Source organism: Isoptericola sp. 178 (assembly GCF_030586525.1).
GTDB lineage: Bacteria > Actinomycetota > Actinomycetes > Actinomycetales > Cellulomonadaceae > Isoptericola > Isoptericola sediminis.
Genome location: NZ_JAUQYN010000001.1, coordinates 42,191 through 56,169, shown reverse-complemented (window position 1 = coordinate 56,169; position 13,979 = coordinate 42,191). Strand labels below are relative to the sequence as shown.

Here is a 13,979-nt window from a genome sequence, read left to right as displayed (position 1 = left end):
CGCTCAGGTGTCCTGGTCCGCGCTCGTCGGCAGGGTCACCGTGGCACGCAACCCGCCCAGGGGGCCGTCGTCCAGCGTGACCTCGCCGCCGTGCTCGCGGGCGATCTCGCGGGCGATGGCCAGTCCCAGGCCCGCCCCGCCCGCGTCGCGCCCCCGCCCGGACCCGAGCCGGGTGAACCGGTCGAAGACGCGTTCGCGGTCCGCCGCCGGGATGCCGGGACCGTCGTCGTCGACCGTCACGACCCCGTCGCGCACCTCGACCCGGACCCGCCCGTCGGCGAACCGCCGGGCGTTGTCCACCAGGTTGCGCACCACCCGCACGACCGCCGAGGGGTCGACCACCGCCCGGCCCTCGCCGCGCAGGTCGACGTCCCCGGCGGCCTCACGGACGACCTCGCGCAGGTCGACGTCCTGCACCTCCAGCGGGGACGCGCCGACCCGGGCGAGGACGAGCAGGTCGTCCGCCAGGTTCTGCAGACGGACCACCTCGTGCTGGAGGTCGGCCATCAGCTCGGCCCGCTCGTACGCCTCGGGGTGCTCTCCGGCCACCTCGATGCTGGTACGCAGCGCGGCGATCGGGGACCGCAGCTCGTGGGCGGCGTCGGCCACGAAGTCGATCTGCCGCTGCGCCGACGTCTCCAGCCGGTCGAGCATCGCGTTGAGTGTCCGGGCCAGCGCGGCGAGCTCCTGGGCCTGCGGCACCGGCAGCGTGCCCGGACCACCGACACCGCTGACGCGGTCCGCGGCGGCGCGCAGCTCCTCCACCGGTCGCAGCGCCCGCCCGAGCAGCACCCACGTGACCAGGCCCAGCGCCAGGGTCAGCAGCGGGACGACGAGGCCCAGGGAGAGGCGCAGCGCCCCGAGCACTCCCTCGACCGTGGCCAGCGGGAGCGTGGCGACGACCCGTTCGCCCGTGGGCAGCGTGTCCACGAGCACGCGCACCGGACCCGACCCGTAGGCCGAGTCCTGGCGGGTCTGCGCCCCGTCGGACGTCGTGTCCAGGACGGAGGGGGCCAGCAGGGGGAGCGTCCGGCTCGCGTTCGGCGACGACGCGACGACGCGGCCGGACGCGTCGACGAGCTGCACGATCTCGCCGGGCTCGTCGGCGGCCAGCACCCGGGGCAGCCGGTCCTCGGCGACGAGCTCGGCGACCTGGTCGGCCGTGCCGGCGAGCACGGCGTCGGTCGCGGCGATGCGGCTCTGGGACACCACGGTCGTCAGCGCCAGCGCACCGAGGGCCAGGGCGGCGCCGGTCAGCCCGGCGGCGACCAGCGTGAGCCGCAGGCGCAGCGACGAGCCCGAGGCCCCGGCCCGGCGACTCACCGTCCCACGACCCGGTACCCGGCGCCGCGCACGGTCTCGACCGCCGCCCGGCCGAGCTTGCGGCGCAGGTAGCCGACGTAGACCTCGACGACGTTGAGGTCGTCACCCGCGGTGTCCCACACGTGGTCGCGCAGCTCGACCTTCGTCAGCACCTCGCCGGGCCGGCGCATGAGGTGCTCGAGCAGCGCCGTCTCCCGCGTCGTGAGCTCGACGGGCACGTCGCCCTGTCGCACCTCCCGGGTGGCCGGGTCGAGGGTCAGGTTCCCGACCTGCAGCACGGCCGGGCGTGGCGGTGCCCCGCGGCGCAGCAGCGCGCGCAGGCGGGCGAGCAGCACGCTGAACGCGAAAGGTTTCGCCAGGTAGTCGTCGGCGCCGACGTCCAGGCCGCGGGTCACGTCGTCGTCGGAGTCCTTCGCGCTGAGCACGAGCACCGGCGTCCAGATCTCCGCGCGCCGCATCTCCCGCAGGATCTCCAGGCCGGACCGTCCGGGGAGCATGAGGTCCAGGACGACCGCGTCGTGGTCGTCCTCGAGGGCGAGCTGCAGCCCGGTGTCGCCGTCGGTCGCGACGTCGACGGCGAACCCCTCCGCCTGCAGGCCACGACGCAGGGCCCGCGCGAGCACCGCCTCGTCCTCCACCACCAGGATGCGCACCACCGCAGCATGGCACCGACGGGAACCGTCCGCGTGCCCAGGCCGGTCGTTCTCAGCCTGGTCTCAGGCACCCTCGGCCACAGTGGTCCCATGGACACCACGCGCAGCCTCTCGCCCCGGGTGCGGTGGGCGGTCCCGGCGGTCGCCGCCGGCGCCGTCGCCGCCGCCTTCCTCGTCCCCGCCACGGTCGGTGCCGTGGCGAGCGACGAACTGCCCGCGGTCACCGCCGACGAGCTGGTGGACCGCGTCGCCGCCGCCGAGAAGGTCCCGGTCTCCGGCACCGTGGTCTACACGGCCCGCCTCGGGCTGCCGGACGTCACCGTCTCCGAGCTGCAGGGTGCCGGCCCGCTCGACCTGCTCGGGGGCAGCACCACGATGCGGGTCTGGTCCGACGGCGAGGACTCCTCGCGGGCCGCGCTGCTCGGCGACGTCTCGGAGTACTCGGTGGTCCGCTCCGGGCCGGAGGCGTGGACGTACTCCAGTGCCGACGACGAGGCGGTCCACTACGTCGTCGACCCCGCGGACCTCGAGCGGTACGAGGCGCTCGCGGACGAGGCGGCCGAGCCGAGCGTGGAGGGCGACGTCCCGACGCCGTCCGAGGCGGCCGACCTGGCCCTGGCCCAGGCACGGATCTACACCGACATCACCACGACCGACCCCGTCGAGGTCGCCGGGCGTTCCGCCTACCAGGTGGAGCTGCGCCCGCAGACCGACGGCACCCTGGTCGACCGGATCCGTGTCGCCGTCGACGCCGAGACCTCCGTGGTGCTGCGCACCCAGGTGTGGAGCGTCCAGGACACCGAGGACCCGGCGCTCGAGGTGGGCTTCACCGACGTGTCGTTCGACGCCCCCGACCCCAGCGTGTTCGACTTCTCGCCGCCGGCCGGTGCGGAGGTGCGCGAGGTCGAGGTCCCGCTGCCCGAGCCGGGCACGATGGAGAAGCCCGGCAGCGAGGCGCTGGGCGAGGACGCCGGGTTCGCGGTCTCGGGCACCGGCTGGGAGACCGTGGTCGAGGTCTCCGACGTGGACGTCGAGGAGATCCTCGGCGCGACGGCCGAGGGCCGGCTGCCCGGGGGCAGCACCGGGTCCAGCGGTGCCGACGACCTGCTCGAGGAGTTCACGGACGCCGAGGAGGGCGAGCTGCCGGGCATCCCGGAGCTCGACACGCAGGCCCTCTACGACCAGCTCACCACGCCCGTCGACGGCGGGCGGCTGCTGACCTCGGCGCTGCTGTCCGTGCTGGTGACCGACGACGGCCGGGTCCTGGCCGGGGCGGTGCCGCCGGCGACGCTCGAGGAGCTCGCCGGATGACGGCAGGCGGGCCCGCCGCGGAACCCGCGGTGCGCACCCGTGGCCTGACGAAGCGGTTCCGCTCGGGGCAGGTCGCCGTCGACCACATCGACCTGGTCGTCCCGCGGGGTGCCGTCTACGGGTTCCTCGGCCCCAACGGGTCGGGCAAGACGACGACGATCCGCATGCTGCTCGGGCTCGTGTCACCCACGGCCGGGTCGGTGGAGCTGCTGGGTTCGGCGATGCCCGGCGGGGGGCCGGCGGTGCTGCCGCGCGTCGGCGCCCTCGTCGAGGGTCCGGCGTTCCACCCGTACCTCTCGGCGCGGGCGAACCTCGAGCGGCTGGACGCCGTGGACGCCACCGCGCCGCAGCGGTCCCGCCCGGGCCGGATCGACGCCGCGCTCGAGCGGGTCGGGCTGATGGCGGCCGCGGCCAAGAGGTACCGCCAGTACTCGCTGGGGATGAAGCAGCGGCTCGGGCTCGCGGCGGCGCTGCTGCGGCCACGGGACCTGCTGCTGCTCGACGAGCCCACGAACGGCCTGGACCCGCAGGGCACGCGCGAGGTGCGGGCGCTGGTGCGCGAGCTCGCCGACGGCGGGGCCACCGTGCTCGTCTCCTCCCACCTGCTCAGCGAGATCGAGCAGGTGTGCTCGCACGTCGGGATCATGAGCCGCGGCGAGCTGCTCGCGCAGGGGACGCGCGCCGAGATCGCCGAGACGGGGACCACCGAGGTCCGGGTGATGACCCGCCCGGACCAGCGCGGTCATGTCGTCCGCGTCCTGACCGGGCTCGGGCTGGAGGACGTGCGCGTCGACGGCGAGGTGGTCGCCGCGCCGCTGGGCGGGACCGCCGTGGAGAAGGTCGCCCAGGCGGTGGTCGGCGACGGCATCGACCTGCTCGGCCTGGAGGTCCGCCGGCCCACCCTGGAGGACGTGTTCGTCCGGCTGACGGGGGAGGGTTTCGATGTCGATCGTTGACGCGCCCGCTCCCGTGGCCCCGGCGGCACCGGCCCGCGCGACCGCCCGCCTGCTGCGCAGCGAGCTGCGCCTCGTGTTCGGCCGGGTGCGCAACCTGGTGCTCCTGGCGGGCCTGGCGGCCGTCCCGCTGCTCATCGGGACCGTCCTGTTCGTCACGCAGAGCACGCCGGTAGCCGGCCAGGGTCCGCCGTTCCTGGACCGCGTGACCGGCAACGGGGTGTTCCTCGTCTTCGCGGCGCTGGTGAGCTGCCTGCCGTTCCTGCTGCCGCTGTGCGTGGCGATCGTCTCCGGCGACGCGATCGCGGGCGAGGCCTCGACCGGCACCCTGCGGTACCTGCTGGTGGTGCCCGTCCCACGCACCCGGCTGCTGCTGGCCAAGGCGGTCGCCGCCCTGGCGTTCGCGGGCGCGGCGGTCGTGGCGATCGCGGTCGTCGGCCTGGCGGCGGGCGCCGCCTACTTCGGGGTGGGCGACGTCGTGCTGCTCTCGGGGGACACGATCCCGCTGGCCGAGGGGATGCTGCGCACCCTGGGCGTGGTCGGCTACGTCATCGCGTCGCTGACCGGTCTGGTCGCCGTGGGCCTGTTCCTGTCGACGCTCACCGAGGTCCCGGTGGCCGCGATGGCCTCGACGGTGGTCGTGGCGATCGTCAGCGGGGTGCTCGACGCCCTGCCCCAGCTCTCCGCGATCCACCCGGGGCTGCTCACGCACCACTGGCTCGACTTCGGGGAGTTCCTGCGCCTCGAGGTGGACGCCTCGACGCTGCTGGCGGGGCTGGCCGTGCAGGGGGCGTGGGTCGCGATCTTCGGGGCGCTCGCCTGGAGCCGGTTCACGACGGCGGACGTGTCGTCCTGACGCTGGTATTGCTCACCAGATGAGCAATATACTGGGGCCGTGACGACGACCGCACCGCTGTTCCGCTCCGACCTCCAGGAGCAGGTGCTGCGCGAGATCTTCCGGTCGTCGAGCGCGCTGACGTCGTCCGACATCGCCCGTCGGCTGGGGGAGCCCGTGTCCTCGGTCTCCCGCGAGGTCCGATCCCTGATGGCAGCCGGTGTGCTCACGGGGCGTCGGGCCGGGCGGCGGATACTGGTCTCGTTCGACGAGTCCTCGCCCTATGTGCCTGGCCTCCAGATGATGCTCGGCGCGACGGCGACCGGCAGGTTCAGGCCCTCGTCCCCGCTCGCCTGGGTCGTGGCGCGACATCGGTCACGGCTGCGTGAGCTCGCCGCGACGCACGGTCTCCTGCGGCTCCGCCTCGTCGGGTCGGTGGCGCGCAACGAAGATCGTCCGGACTCGGACGTCGATCTGCTGGTCGACGTCCCGCGGGGGCGCTCGTTCGCTGACCTCGGTGCCTTCGCGGCTGATGCCGAGGACCTTCTGGGAGTTCCGGTCGACATCATCAACTCCCGAGCGGTGCGACCCGAGGTGGCCGAGACGATCTCGCGAGAGGCCGTCGAGCTGTGAGTGCGGCGCGCCGGAGCCCGGAGTGGCATGTCGACCGGGCCCTGCAGCACGTCGGACAGCTGCGGGAGCATCTGCAGCGTGGCCTCGACCTGGATGATCCTCTGCTCCAGGATGCGGTGGCGATGCAGCTCGTGGCGACCATCGACGCCCTGATCGCCGCCGAGACGGTCGGTGCAGGAGAAGTGGCCGGGGCCTTCGGGGACACGTGGCGCAGGATGGTGGGGATGCGCAACGTCCTGGTCCACGAGTATGCGGTGCTGGATGTCGAGCTCCTGCGCACGGCGGTGACCGTCGACCTGACCGCGGTGGAGGAGACAGCCCGCGCGCTTCGCCGGACGTGGACAGACCCTCACACGGGGTAGACGTCGACCTCGGCGGCCTTGACCGCCAGCCACACCTCCCGCCCCGGGGTCAGGCCGAGCTCGGCCACTGATCCGGGCGTGACGTCGGCGGCGAGCCGGTCGGTGCGCACCCGGACGAGGTCGCCGTGCGGTGCCAGGGACCGCACCGTGGCGCGGAAGGTGTTGCGCGGCGAACCGTGCGGAGGCTCGAGGTGGACGGCGACGGCCGCCGGGCGGCACACCGCCGTCATCGCGGCGCCGAGGGCGACGTCGGGGGCGCCGTGCCCGTGGACCACCTCCCCGCCCGCGGTCGCGACGCCGTCGGACGTCCAGGTCCCGGACAGCAGGTTGAGGCCGGCGATCGACGCGGCGAAGGCGCTGCGCGGGCGGGACAGCACCTCCGCCGTCGGGCCGCGTTCGACGACGCGCCCGCCGTCGACGACGGCGACCTCGTCCGCGAGCAGCAGCGCGTCCAGGACGTCGTGGGTCGCCAGGATCGTCGTCTGCTCGGCGAGCAGGTGCTGGAGCGTCTGGCGCAGCGCGGGGGTGACGTCGACGTCGAGGGCCGCCATCGGCTCGTCGAGGAGCAGCAGCCGGGGCGCGGCGGCCAGCGACCGGGCGATCGCGACGCGTTGCGCCTGCCCGCCGGACAGCGCCGCCGGGCGGCGGTCGGTGAGCTCCGTGAGGCCGATCTCTGCCAGCCACCGGTCGGCCCGTGCGACGGCCTCGCGGCGGGTCGCGCCCTGGGCCCGGGGGCCGAACGCGATGTTCTCGCGCACGCTGAGGTGCGGGAACAGCATCGGGTCCTGGGCGAGCAGCGCGACCCGACGGCGGTGCGGGGGCACCCACGCGGTGCGGCGTCCGTCCCGCGCGCCGGCGAGCGCCCGGCCGTCCAGGGTGATCTCGCCGTCGTGCGGGCGCAGCGTCCCGGCGGCGAGACCGAGGGCCGTGGACTTGCCGGCCCCGTTGGGTCCGAGCAGCGCGAGCGTGCGGCCCTCGGCGACGTCGAGGCGGACGTCGAGCCCGCGGGAGGGGACGGTGGCGGTCAGGGTGAACGTCATCGCACGACACCTCCAGCGCCCCGGCGGTGCGTGGCGGCGATGACGACGACGGCGACGGCCACCAGCAGCAAGGACAGCGCGACGGCTGCGTCCGGGTCGGTCTCTCGCTGCAGGTAGACCTCCAGCGGGAGCGTGCGCGTGACGCCCTGCAGGCTGCCCGCGAAGGTGATGGTGGCGCCGAACTCGCCGAGCGCCCGCGCGAACGCCAGCACCGTCCCGGAGACCAGGCCCGGCCACACCAGCGGCAGGGTGACGCGCCGCAGCACCGTCGTCGGGCTCGCGCCGAGCGACGCCGCCACGACGTCGTACCGCCCGCCGGCCGTGCGCAGGGCTCCCTCCAGGCTGACGACGAGGAACGGCAGGGCGACGAAGCTCTGGGCGAGCACCACCGCCGTCGTCGAGAACGCGATCTGCAGGCCGAGCACCTCCATCGACTCCCCGAGCAGGCCGCGGCGGCCGAAGGTGGACAGCAGCGCGACGCCGCCGACCACGGGCGGGAGCACCAGGGGGACGAGGACGAGGGAGCGCAGCAGGCGCTGGCCGGGGAACCGGCCACGCGCCAGCACGAGTGCCATCGGGATGCCGAGCACCAGGCACAGCAGCGTGCTCGCCGTCGCCGTCTGCAGGCTGAGCACCAGGGCGGCGCGGGCCGACTCGCTGGTGACCAGGGCCCCGTAGTTCGACCAGTCGACGCGGGTGCCCATCGCGACCAGGGGCAGCACGATGAACAGGCCGCCGACGACGGCGGGCAGGTAGGCCCAGCGGGGGAGCCCGGCGGGGACCTCGGCCGGGTCGTGTCGCGCGCGGGCGGTTGCGGCGCGCTCGGCGGTGGCCGGGGCGGTCATGGTGCGGTGAACCCGAGGTGGGCGAGCACGGCCTGGCTGTCGGGGGAGAGGACGGCGTCGACGAACTGCTGGGCGAGGTCGGCCTGGTCGGGGTTCTGCCCGGTCCGGTCGACCGTGGCGATCGGGTAGGTGTTCACCGCGGCGTCGGACTCGTCGAACGCGATGCCCTCGACCTGGTCACCGGCCCGGGTGACGTCGGTGACGTAGACGAGCCCGGCATCGGCCTCGCCCGCGCTCACCTTGCCCAGCACGTCGGTGACGCTCTGCTCCTCGCTGACCGGCTGCAGCGTGAGGCCGGCGTGGTCGACGACGGCGGTCGTGGCGGCGCCGCACGGCACCTCCGGGGCACAGACCACGAGGTTCACGGTCGGGTCCGTCAGGTCCTGGAGGTCGGCGATGCCGGCCGGGTTGCCGGCCGGGACGGCGATCTCGAGCGTGTTGGTGGCGAAAGCCTGGGGGGTGCCGACGAGCTCGTCCGCGACGAGCGTGTTCATGGTCGCGGTGTCGGCGGTGGCGACGACGTCGGCGGGGGCGCCCTGCTGGACCTGCGCGACCAGGTTGGACGACCCGGCGAGGCTGAGTCGGACCTCGACGCCGGGATGGTCGGCCTCGAAGTCCATGGCGATCTCGTCGAACGCCGCGGTCAGGGACGCGGCGGCGAAGACGGTCAGCGTGGTGTCCGCTTCACCGTCCGAGGTGGCCGCCGTGCCGGTGCTGCAGGCCGTGAGCGCGACGGTGGCGCTCGCGGCGACGGCCAGCGTTGCGGTGGCGCGCGTCGTGCGGCGGGGGAGTGCCGTCGTCATGCGTGGCCCCGGTGGGGGGTCTCGATGACGACGTTCGTCGACTTGATGGTGGCCACCGCGACCGAGCCGCGTTCCAGCCCGAGGTCGCGGACGGCCTCGCTGCTCATCAGGGAGACGACGCGGAACGGGCCGCACTGCAGCTCGACCTGCGCCATGACGGTGTCGACCGTCAGGTCGGTGACCAGCCCGACGAACCGGTTGCGGGCCGAGCTCTTCATGCCGTGTGGCAGCCCGGGCGGGGTGGCGTGCTCGCGGGCGACCACGGCCACCTCGTAGCCGTCGACGACCTTGCGGCCGGAGTCGTCGCGGTCGGCGGTGAGCAGCCCGCGGTCGACCCAGCGGCGGACGGTGTCGTCGCTGACGCCGAGGTAGACGGCGGCTTCGCTGATCCTCATCTGCGGCATTCCTCGAGGATACGCGGCGCGATTGCGTGCCGTGGCCTCGGTCGGGCTGCGGCTGAACGTCGTTCCTGCAGGCGGCGGCGTCGAAGAGCGTCAAGGAGTGTTGAAGATTCCCTTGTGCCGAGTCCAGGGCATGGCTAGGTTGTGGCCGGCAACCGGGCGGAAGCGATAGGGCGTCATCCTTCACGGAAGGTGCGTGTGCGTCCGGTGTGTCCACGACGGCGAGCGGGAGATTCGAGAAGAATGGTCACTGCTGACGAGTTCTGGGCCAGGCAGCACGCGCGAATGGCGAGAATTAACCATGCCAGCAGATTGGCGTCTTCACTGGTTGCGGCGGCCGCCATCGTGATGTTGGTAGCGATAGACTGGGCGGGTGGGATTCCGTGGATTGCGTTCGCCGGAGTGTTTCCGGGGACGGCGCTCGCCAGATCGTACGCCGTCAGCAAGAAGGCCTCACGACCATTCCCGGCGCTCAGGAATGGCTTTGTGTGGTTGATAGCAGTTTCTGCACTGGTGTCATCAGTGGGCGTCGTCTATCTCGCCTCTGAATTTTGGGGAGCGGCGGCGGCTGGTGTCGCATGCGTCCTCGTCGGGCTGTCGACGTTCCTCCTGGGAAGAATGATGGCAACATCCTCGCGCGGTGCGGCCTGAAGGGCCTGCCCTCGTTCCGCGCCATGAATTCTTCGCGCGAAGAACGTGTTGAACCCATGAGCGCACATCTCGATCACCGAAGCCTCCTGGAGTCTCTTGTCTCGTTGAACGGGAATATTACCCACCTTGTCGAGGCTCCGAACTTCTGGTCCGCTCGACGCGGGTTCCGCGGTCCAACTTGGTCGCGCAAACATTCGACTCGCACTCGATGCTTTCCTGAACAGGGACCTCTCGGCTGATCTTCTTGAGCGTTGGGCGGAGGTTGTGCACAGCGGGCCCTGAGAGGTTGAAAGAACCTCGAAGATTCTCTTGTGCAGATGTTGGCGCCGCTAGGTTGAGATGGAAGGGAATGGATGGACTAACGTATGGGCAAGTTCGAATTGATGCTAACCTCTCCAATCCACAGGGCTCTGTGGTTGGTTGCGGGGGTGCTGGCGGTCCTGGTAAGTGTTTATGCAATCGGCGGCGGCGTTCTACGAGCCTTTGGTCCAAAAGCGGGCCGCATTGACGTGGCCAGGTTTGCCTCAGAAATTGGCGCCGGAAGCGTGGAGGTCGCCCTAGTCCTGGTAAGGATTAGGGCGCAGGCATCTCTTATCATGCTGACGTGGGGATTGCTCCTGGGTTGGACCGGGATCTTGGGGCCAGCGGTGTTGCCCATGTATGACAAGGCTTTGGTCGTGACTTTGGCGTTCACCGGGCTCTTTTGCCTCTGGGCGGTGATCGAAGGCCTGTTCGCCTGGCCCAGCGTGCTGGTACCCCCCGAAGGGCAGGGTACGCCAGGATATCTTGCCTACCGGCGCCGGCGGGATGCTGACGAAAGTCTAGATGAATAGTGCGACGGTCCGCGCGGCGGCGTGGCATGTCTTGGCCGACGAGCTGGCGTGCGCTAGCGTGATGATAGGTGGCCCACAAGGCGCATTGGCTGGTGCTTGATTTTCGTGTCGCTGGAGAAAGTCGGCGGGCTGAGTGCAGGCATTCGGCCTGCGTCTGCTCTATCAGGACCTCTTCAGTTCGCCAGCGGCCAATCATTGGCGGATCGTTCGAGATGCGCGATCAGCGATCTGAGTTTTGGTGTTCGACTGCATCTTGCAGGGCCATCATGGCACTCCATGCGAGTCGTGTATCTGCGGCCTCGCGGGCAGCTTGCGGCGACTGCCGGGAAGGAGTGCTCCTCGGGTCGCGTGTGTGGCGCTCGTATGCTTTGCCTGTGGATCACGAGGCTGGCCGGCGGACTGTGGAGAGGCATCAACGAGCCGTCAGAGAGGCGGTGTGTGCCGGTCTAAAGGCCCCGCGGCGCTCGACGGTTCAGTTGACGGGACTCCTTGCCGTCCAGCGGCCAGGCGTAGGGAAGGCGCCGCGATTCCTGACTGCCGATGCCGTTGCAGTGATCAACCTGCCGGGCTTCGACAACTCGCAGATGGACGGGTACGCGGTCCGCGCCGCAGACCTCGCCAACGCCACCCCGTCGGACCCGGTCGAGCTGCCGGTCGGGGCGCCGGTCCCGGCGGGCACGCAGCCGCCACCTCTCACGCCCGGCACCGCGGCCCCCGTGATGACGGGTGCCCCGATCCCTGACGGCGCCGATGCCGTCATCAAGATCGAGGAGGCCGACCCGCCGGCCTTTCCCGAGCCCGGCATGGCAGCGACGGTCCGGTTCAGCGCACCGGTGGCGCCGGGCACCTTCGTCCGCCGCGCGGGTTCCGACGTCGCCGCCGGTGACGTCGTCGTCCCCGCGGGCACCCGGCTCGGTCCGGCACAGCTCGGCGTCCTCGTCGCCGCGGGCGTCACCGAGGTCGAGGTCGCCGAGCCGCCGCACGTGCTGCTGATCTCCACCGGGTCCGAGCTCGTCGCGGCCGGCGAGCCGCTCGGCCCGGCACAGCTCTACGACGCCAACGGCGCCGCCCTGACCGCCGCCCTGGCCGAGGTGGGGTGCCGCGTCACGCACCGGGTCGTCCCGGACGACCCGGCCGCGCTGCGTGCGGCCCTGGCCGAGCCGCCGGACGACGTCGCGCTCGTCGTCACCAGCGGCGGTGTCTCCGCCGGTGCGTACGAGGTGGTCCGCCAGACCCTCGCGGATGCCTGGTTCGGCCACGTCGCCGTCCAGCCCGGCGGGCCGCAGGGACTCGGCACGATCGCGCTGCGCGACCCGACGGCGCCGCGCGACGTGCCGCTGGTCGCGTTCCCCGGCAACCCGGTCAGCGCCCTGGTCTCCTTCGAGCTGTTCCTGCGCCCGGTGCTCGCCGAGGCCACCGGCGCCGTCCCCGCCCACCGGCCCCGCGGCCGGGCGCCGCTCGCCGAGGCGATCGACTCACCCGAGCACCTGCACCAGGTCCGCCGGGGCCGCCTCGACGCCGACGGCCGGGTCGAGATGGTCGGCGGGCCGGGATCCCACCTCCTGGCCCACCTCGCGATGGCTACGCTGCTGGTACACGTACCGCCCGGCGTCGCGCACCTCGACGCGGGGGACGACGTCGACTACTGGGAGATCCGATGAGCGACCTGTCCCACTACCGCGACGACGGCGCCGCCCACATGGTCGACGTCACCGCGAAGGACGTCACGAAACGCCGCGCCACCGCCCGGGGCGTGCTGCGCACCCGGGCCGACGTCGTCGACCGGATCGCGTCCGGCGACCTGCCCAAGGGCGAGGCGATCGCGACGGCTCGTATCGCGGGGATCATGGGCGCCAAGCGCACCCCGGACCTCGTGCCGCTGTGCCATCCGCTGCCGCTCTCCGGTGTCGACCTCGACCTCACCCCCGTCGGCGACCACGTGGAGATCACCGCGACCGTGAAGACCACCGGCCGCACCGGCGTCGAGATGGAGGCGCTGACCGCCGTCACCGTCGCCGGGCTCACGCTGTACGACATGATCAAGGCCGTCGACAAGGCCGCCGTTCTCACCGACATCGAGGTCGTCGCCAAGTCCGGTGGGAAGTCGGGCGACTGGACCCGGGAGGAGCAGTCATGAAGGCCGCGATCATCGTCGCCTCCGAGCGCGCCGCCGCCGGCGTCTACACCGACCGCTCCGGACCTGCCGCCACGGAGTGGTTCACCGCCCGCGGCTGGGAGGTGCTGCCCGTCGTCGTCGTGCCGGACGGCGAACCCGTCCGCGACGCCCTGCTCGAGCTGGTCGAGGGGGACGACGCCGCCCCGGACGTCATCGTCACGTCCGGCGGGACGGGGATCTCGCCGACGGACGCCACCCCCGAGGCCACCCGCGCCGTGCTGGACCGCGAGGTGCCCGGCATCGCCGAGCTCGTGCGCGCCAGGTCGCTGGCCCCCACGGACCCGTACAAGAAGGCCGTCCCCGGTGCCGCGCTCTCGCGGGGGATCGCCGGGGTCGCCGACCGCACGCTGATCGTCAACCTGCCGGGGTCGGTCGGGGGAGTGGTCGACGGTCTCGACGCCCTGGCCGACGTGCTGCCGCACGCCGTCGACCAGCTCGCCGGCCGTGACCACGACGGCGGACACCCCCAGGGTCATGGCCACGGCCACCACCACGAAGTCGCGCCCGGTCGTACCGTCCGTCACGGGGTCGCACCCGCCGGGTACGACCCCGGGACGGTGGGTACGACCGCGGCGGTCGGGGGTGAGGCAGGAGTCGCGAGCGAGGCCGCCACGGCGACGGACCGGGCGACCGTCCTGCGCGCCGACGTGCTCGACGCCCCGCTCGACGGCCTGCTGGTCGAGCTGAGCGACCTGGTCCGCGACGACACCTGCGGGGCGGTGGCCACGTTCGTCGGGCACGTCCGCGACCACGACGAGGGCCGCGGCGTGACCGCCCTGCACTACGAGGCGCATCCGCAGGCCGCCGAGATCCTCCACGAGGTCGCCGAGCGGGTGACCACCCGCACGGCCGCGGTGACCGGTGACACCGTGCGCGCCGCCGTCGTGCACCGCACCGGGGACCTGCAGGTCGGGGACGTGGCGGTCGTCGCCGCCGTGGCCGCCGGGCACCGCCAGGCCGCCTTCACCGCCGCGAGCGACCTCATCGAGGAGCTCAAGGCCGAGGTGCCGATCTGGAAGCAGCAGGGGTTCACCGACGGCTCCAGCGAGTGGGTGGCCTCGCTCGGCTGACCCCGGGCACTCATCCGCTGTTTACCCTGGTGACAGGCGGTTGACGCCGTCCCGCCACGCAGCGTTCCTAGCGTCAGGGCTGGTCATGCC

The 13,979-nt window shown here is 72.7% G+C and carries 15 protein-coding genes; 9 read left to right on the top strand and 6 right to left on the bottom strand.

Features of this window, described 5'->3' with window-relative positions; translation table 11 throughout:
* Nucleotides 1-3: 3 nt before the first annotated feature.
* Nucleotides 4-1,323, bottom strand: a complete 1,320-nt coding sequence (locus Q6349_RS00200; protein ID WP_304602384.1) for a HAMP domain-containing sensor histidine kinase — start codon at nt 1,321-1,323, stop codon at nt 4-6.
* Entirely contained in the window at nt 1,320-1,976 is a 657-nt protein-coding gene (locus Q6349_RS00195; RefSeq protein ID WP_304602383.1) for a response regulator transcription factor, read from the bottom strand. The genes Q6349_RS00200 and Q6349_RS00195 overlap by 4 nt, the downstream gene beginning before the upstream one ends.
* Nucleotides 1,977-2,066: 90 nt before the next feature.
* Here Q6349_RS00195 and Q6349_RS00190 point away from each other — a divergent pair, with 90 nt between their 5' ends.
* The 5 genes from Q6349_RS00190 to Q6349_RS00170 are packed head-to-tail and all read left to right on the top strand — an operon-like array spanning nt 2,067 to nt 6,070.
* Nucleotides 2,067-3,287: a hypothetical protein gene (locus Q6349_RS00190; RefSeq protein WP_304602382.1), complete on the top strand. Its 1,221-nt coding sequence runs from the start codon at nt 2,067-2,069 to the stop codon at nt 3,285-3,287.
* Complete coding sequence (locus Q6349_RS00185; protein WP_304602381.1) at nt 3,284-4,243, top strand: ABC transporter ATP-binding protein; 960 nt, start codon at nt 3,284-3,286, stop codon at nt 4,241-4,243. Before Q6349_RS00190 ends, Q6349_RS00185 begins: the two co-directional genes overlap by 4 nt.
* Nucleotides 4,230-5,096 (top strand): ABC transporter permease, encoded by an 867-nt coding sequence (locus Q6349_RS00180; RefSeq protein WP_304602380.1) that lies wholly within the window; start codon nt 4,230-4,232, stop codon nt 5,094-5,096. The genes Q6349_RS00185 and Q6349_RS00180 overlap by 14 nt, the downstream gene beginning before the upstream one ends.
* A 39-nt stretch (nt 5,097-5,135) precedes the next feature.
* A complete protein-coding gene (locus tag Q6349_RS00175; RefSeq protein ID WP_304602379.1) occupies nt 5,136-5,708 on the top strand; it encodes a nucleotidyltransferase domain-containing protein in 573 nt (190 codons plus the stop codon).
* Nucleotides 5,705-6,070: a HepT-like ribonuclease domain-containing protein gene (locus Q6349_RS00170; RefSeq protein ID WP_304602378.1), complete on the top strand. Its 366-nt coding sequence runs from the start codon at nt 5,705-5,707 to the stop codon at nt 6,068-6,070. The genes Q6349_RS00175 and Q6349_RS00170 overlap by 4 nt, the downstream gene beginning before the upstream one ends.
* On the opposite strand, the gene Q6349_RS00165 is transcribed toward Q6349_RS00170, so the two are convergent.
* The 4 genes from Q6349_RS00165 to Q6349_RS00150 are packed head-to-tail and all read right to left on the bottom strand — an operon-like array spanning nt 6,058 to nt 9,162.
* Nucleotides 6,058-7,110: a sulfate/molybdate ABC transporter ATP-binding protein gene (locus Q6349_RS00165; protein WP_304602377.1), complete on the bottom strand. Its 1,053-nt coding sequence runs from the start codon at nt 7,108-7,110 to the stop codon at nt 6,058-6,060. The two genes, Q6349_RS00170 and Q6349_RS00165, sit on opposite strands and share 13 nt — an antisense overlap.
* Entirely contained in the window at nt 7,107-7,955 is an 849-nt protein-coding gene (locus Q6349_RS00160; RefSeq protein WP_304602376.1) for an ABC transporter permease, read from the bottom strand. The genes Q6349_RS00165 and Q6349_RS00160 overlap by 4 nt, the downstream gene beginning before the upstream one ends.
* Nucleotides 7,952-8,758: a molybdate ABC transporter substrate-binding protein gene (gene modA / locus Q6349_RS00155; protein WP_304602375.1), complete on the bottom strand. Its 807-nt coding sequence runs from the start codon at nt 8,756-8,758 to the stop codon at nt 7,952-7,954. The genes Q6349_RS00160 and modA overlap by 4 nt, the downstream gene beginning before the upstream one ends.
* Nucleotides 8,755-9,162: a molybdopterin-binding protein gene (locus Q6349_RS00150; protein ID WP_304602373.1), complete on the bottom strand. Its 408-nt coding sequence runs from the start codon at nt 9,160-9,162 to the stop codon at nt 8,755-8,757. The genes modA and Q6349_RS00150 overlap by 4 nt, the downstream gene beginning before the upstream one ends.
* 240 nt (nt 9,163-9,402) lie before the next feature.
* Here Q6349_RS00150 and Q6349_RS00145 point away from each other — a divergent pair, with 240 nt between their 5' ends.
* The 4 genes from Q6349_RS00145 to Q6349_RS00130 all read left to right on the top strand — a co-directional run bounded on the left by Q6349_RS00145 (nt 9,403) and on the right by Q6349_RS00130 (nt 13,889).
* Nucleotides 9,403-9,810, top strand: a complete 408-nt coding sequence (locus Q6349_RS00145) for a hypothetical protein (RefSeq protein WP_304602372.1) — start codon at nt 9,403-9,405, stop codon at nt 9,808-9,810.
* 1,165 nt (nt 9,811-10,975) lie between these two features.
* Nucleotides 10,976-12,304, top strand: a complete 1,329-nt coding sequence (gene glp, locus Q6349_RS00140) for a gephyrin-like molybdotransferase Glp (RefSeq protein WP_370375587.1) — start codon at nt 10,976-10,978, stop codon at nt 12,302-12,304.
* Entirely contained in the window at nt 12,301-12,780 is a 480-nt protein-coding gene (moaC, locus tag Q6349_RS00135; protein WP_304602370.1) for a cyclic pyranopterin monophosphate synthase MoaC, read from the top strand. The genes glp and moaC overlap by 4 nt, the downstream gene beginning before the upstream one ends.
* Nucleotides 12,777-13,889, top strand: coding sequence for a molybdenum cofactor biosynthesis protein MoaE (locus Q6349_RS00130; RefSeq protein WP_304602369.1), 1,113 nt, complete (start codon nt 12,777-12,779; stop codon nt 13,887-13,889). The genes moaC and Q6349_RS00130 overlap by 4 nt, the downstream gene beginning before the upstream one ends.
* The last annotated feature ends 90 nt before the right edge of the window (nt 13,890-13,979 follow it).

Excerpts from the sequence above, each read along its gene's own strand:
- moaC (WP_304602370.1), top strand. The coding sequence starts at position 12,301 with ATGAGCGACCTGTCCCACTACCGCGACGACGGCGCCGCCCACATGGTC.
- Q6349_RS00165 (WP_304602377.1), bottom strand. The coding sequence starts at position 7,110 with ATGACGTTCACCCTGACCGCCACCGTCCCCTCCCGCGGGCTCGACGTC.
- Q6349_RS00160 (WP_304602376.1), bottom strand. The coding sequence starts at position 7,955 with ATGACCGCCCCGGCCACCGCCGAGCGCGCCGCAACCGCCCGCGCGCGA.
- modA (WP_304602375.1), bottom strand. The coding sequence starts at position 8,758 with ATGACGACGGCACTCCCCCGCCGCACGACGCGCGCCACCGCAACGCTG.
- Q6349_RS00185 (WP_304602381.1), top strand. The coding sequence starts at position 3,284 with ATGACGGCAGGCGGGCCCGCCGCGGAACCCGCGGTGCGCACCCGTGGC.
- Q6349_RS00180 (WP_304602380.1), top strand. The coding sequence starts at position 4,230 with ATGTCGATCGTTGACGCGCCCGCTCCCGTGGCCCCGGCGGCACCGGCC.
- Q6349_RS00130 (WP_304602369.1), top strand. The coding sequence starts at position 12,777 with ATGAAGGCCGCGATCATCGTCGCCTCCGAGCGCGCCGCCGCCGGCGTC.
- Q6349_RS00145 (WP_304602372.1), top strand. The coding sequence starts at position 9,403 with ATGGTCACTGCTGACGAGTTCTGGGCCAGGCAGCACGCGCGAATGGCG.
- Q6349_RS00190 (WP_304602382.1), top strand. The coding sequence starts at position 2,067 with ATGGACACCACGCGCAGCCTCTCGCCCCGGGTGCGGTGGGCGGTCCCG.
- Q6349_RS00150 (WP_304602373.1), bottom strand. The coding sequence starts at position 9,162 with ATGCCGCAGATGAGGATCAGCGAAGCCGCCGTCTACCTCGGCGTCAGC.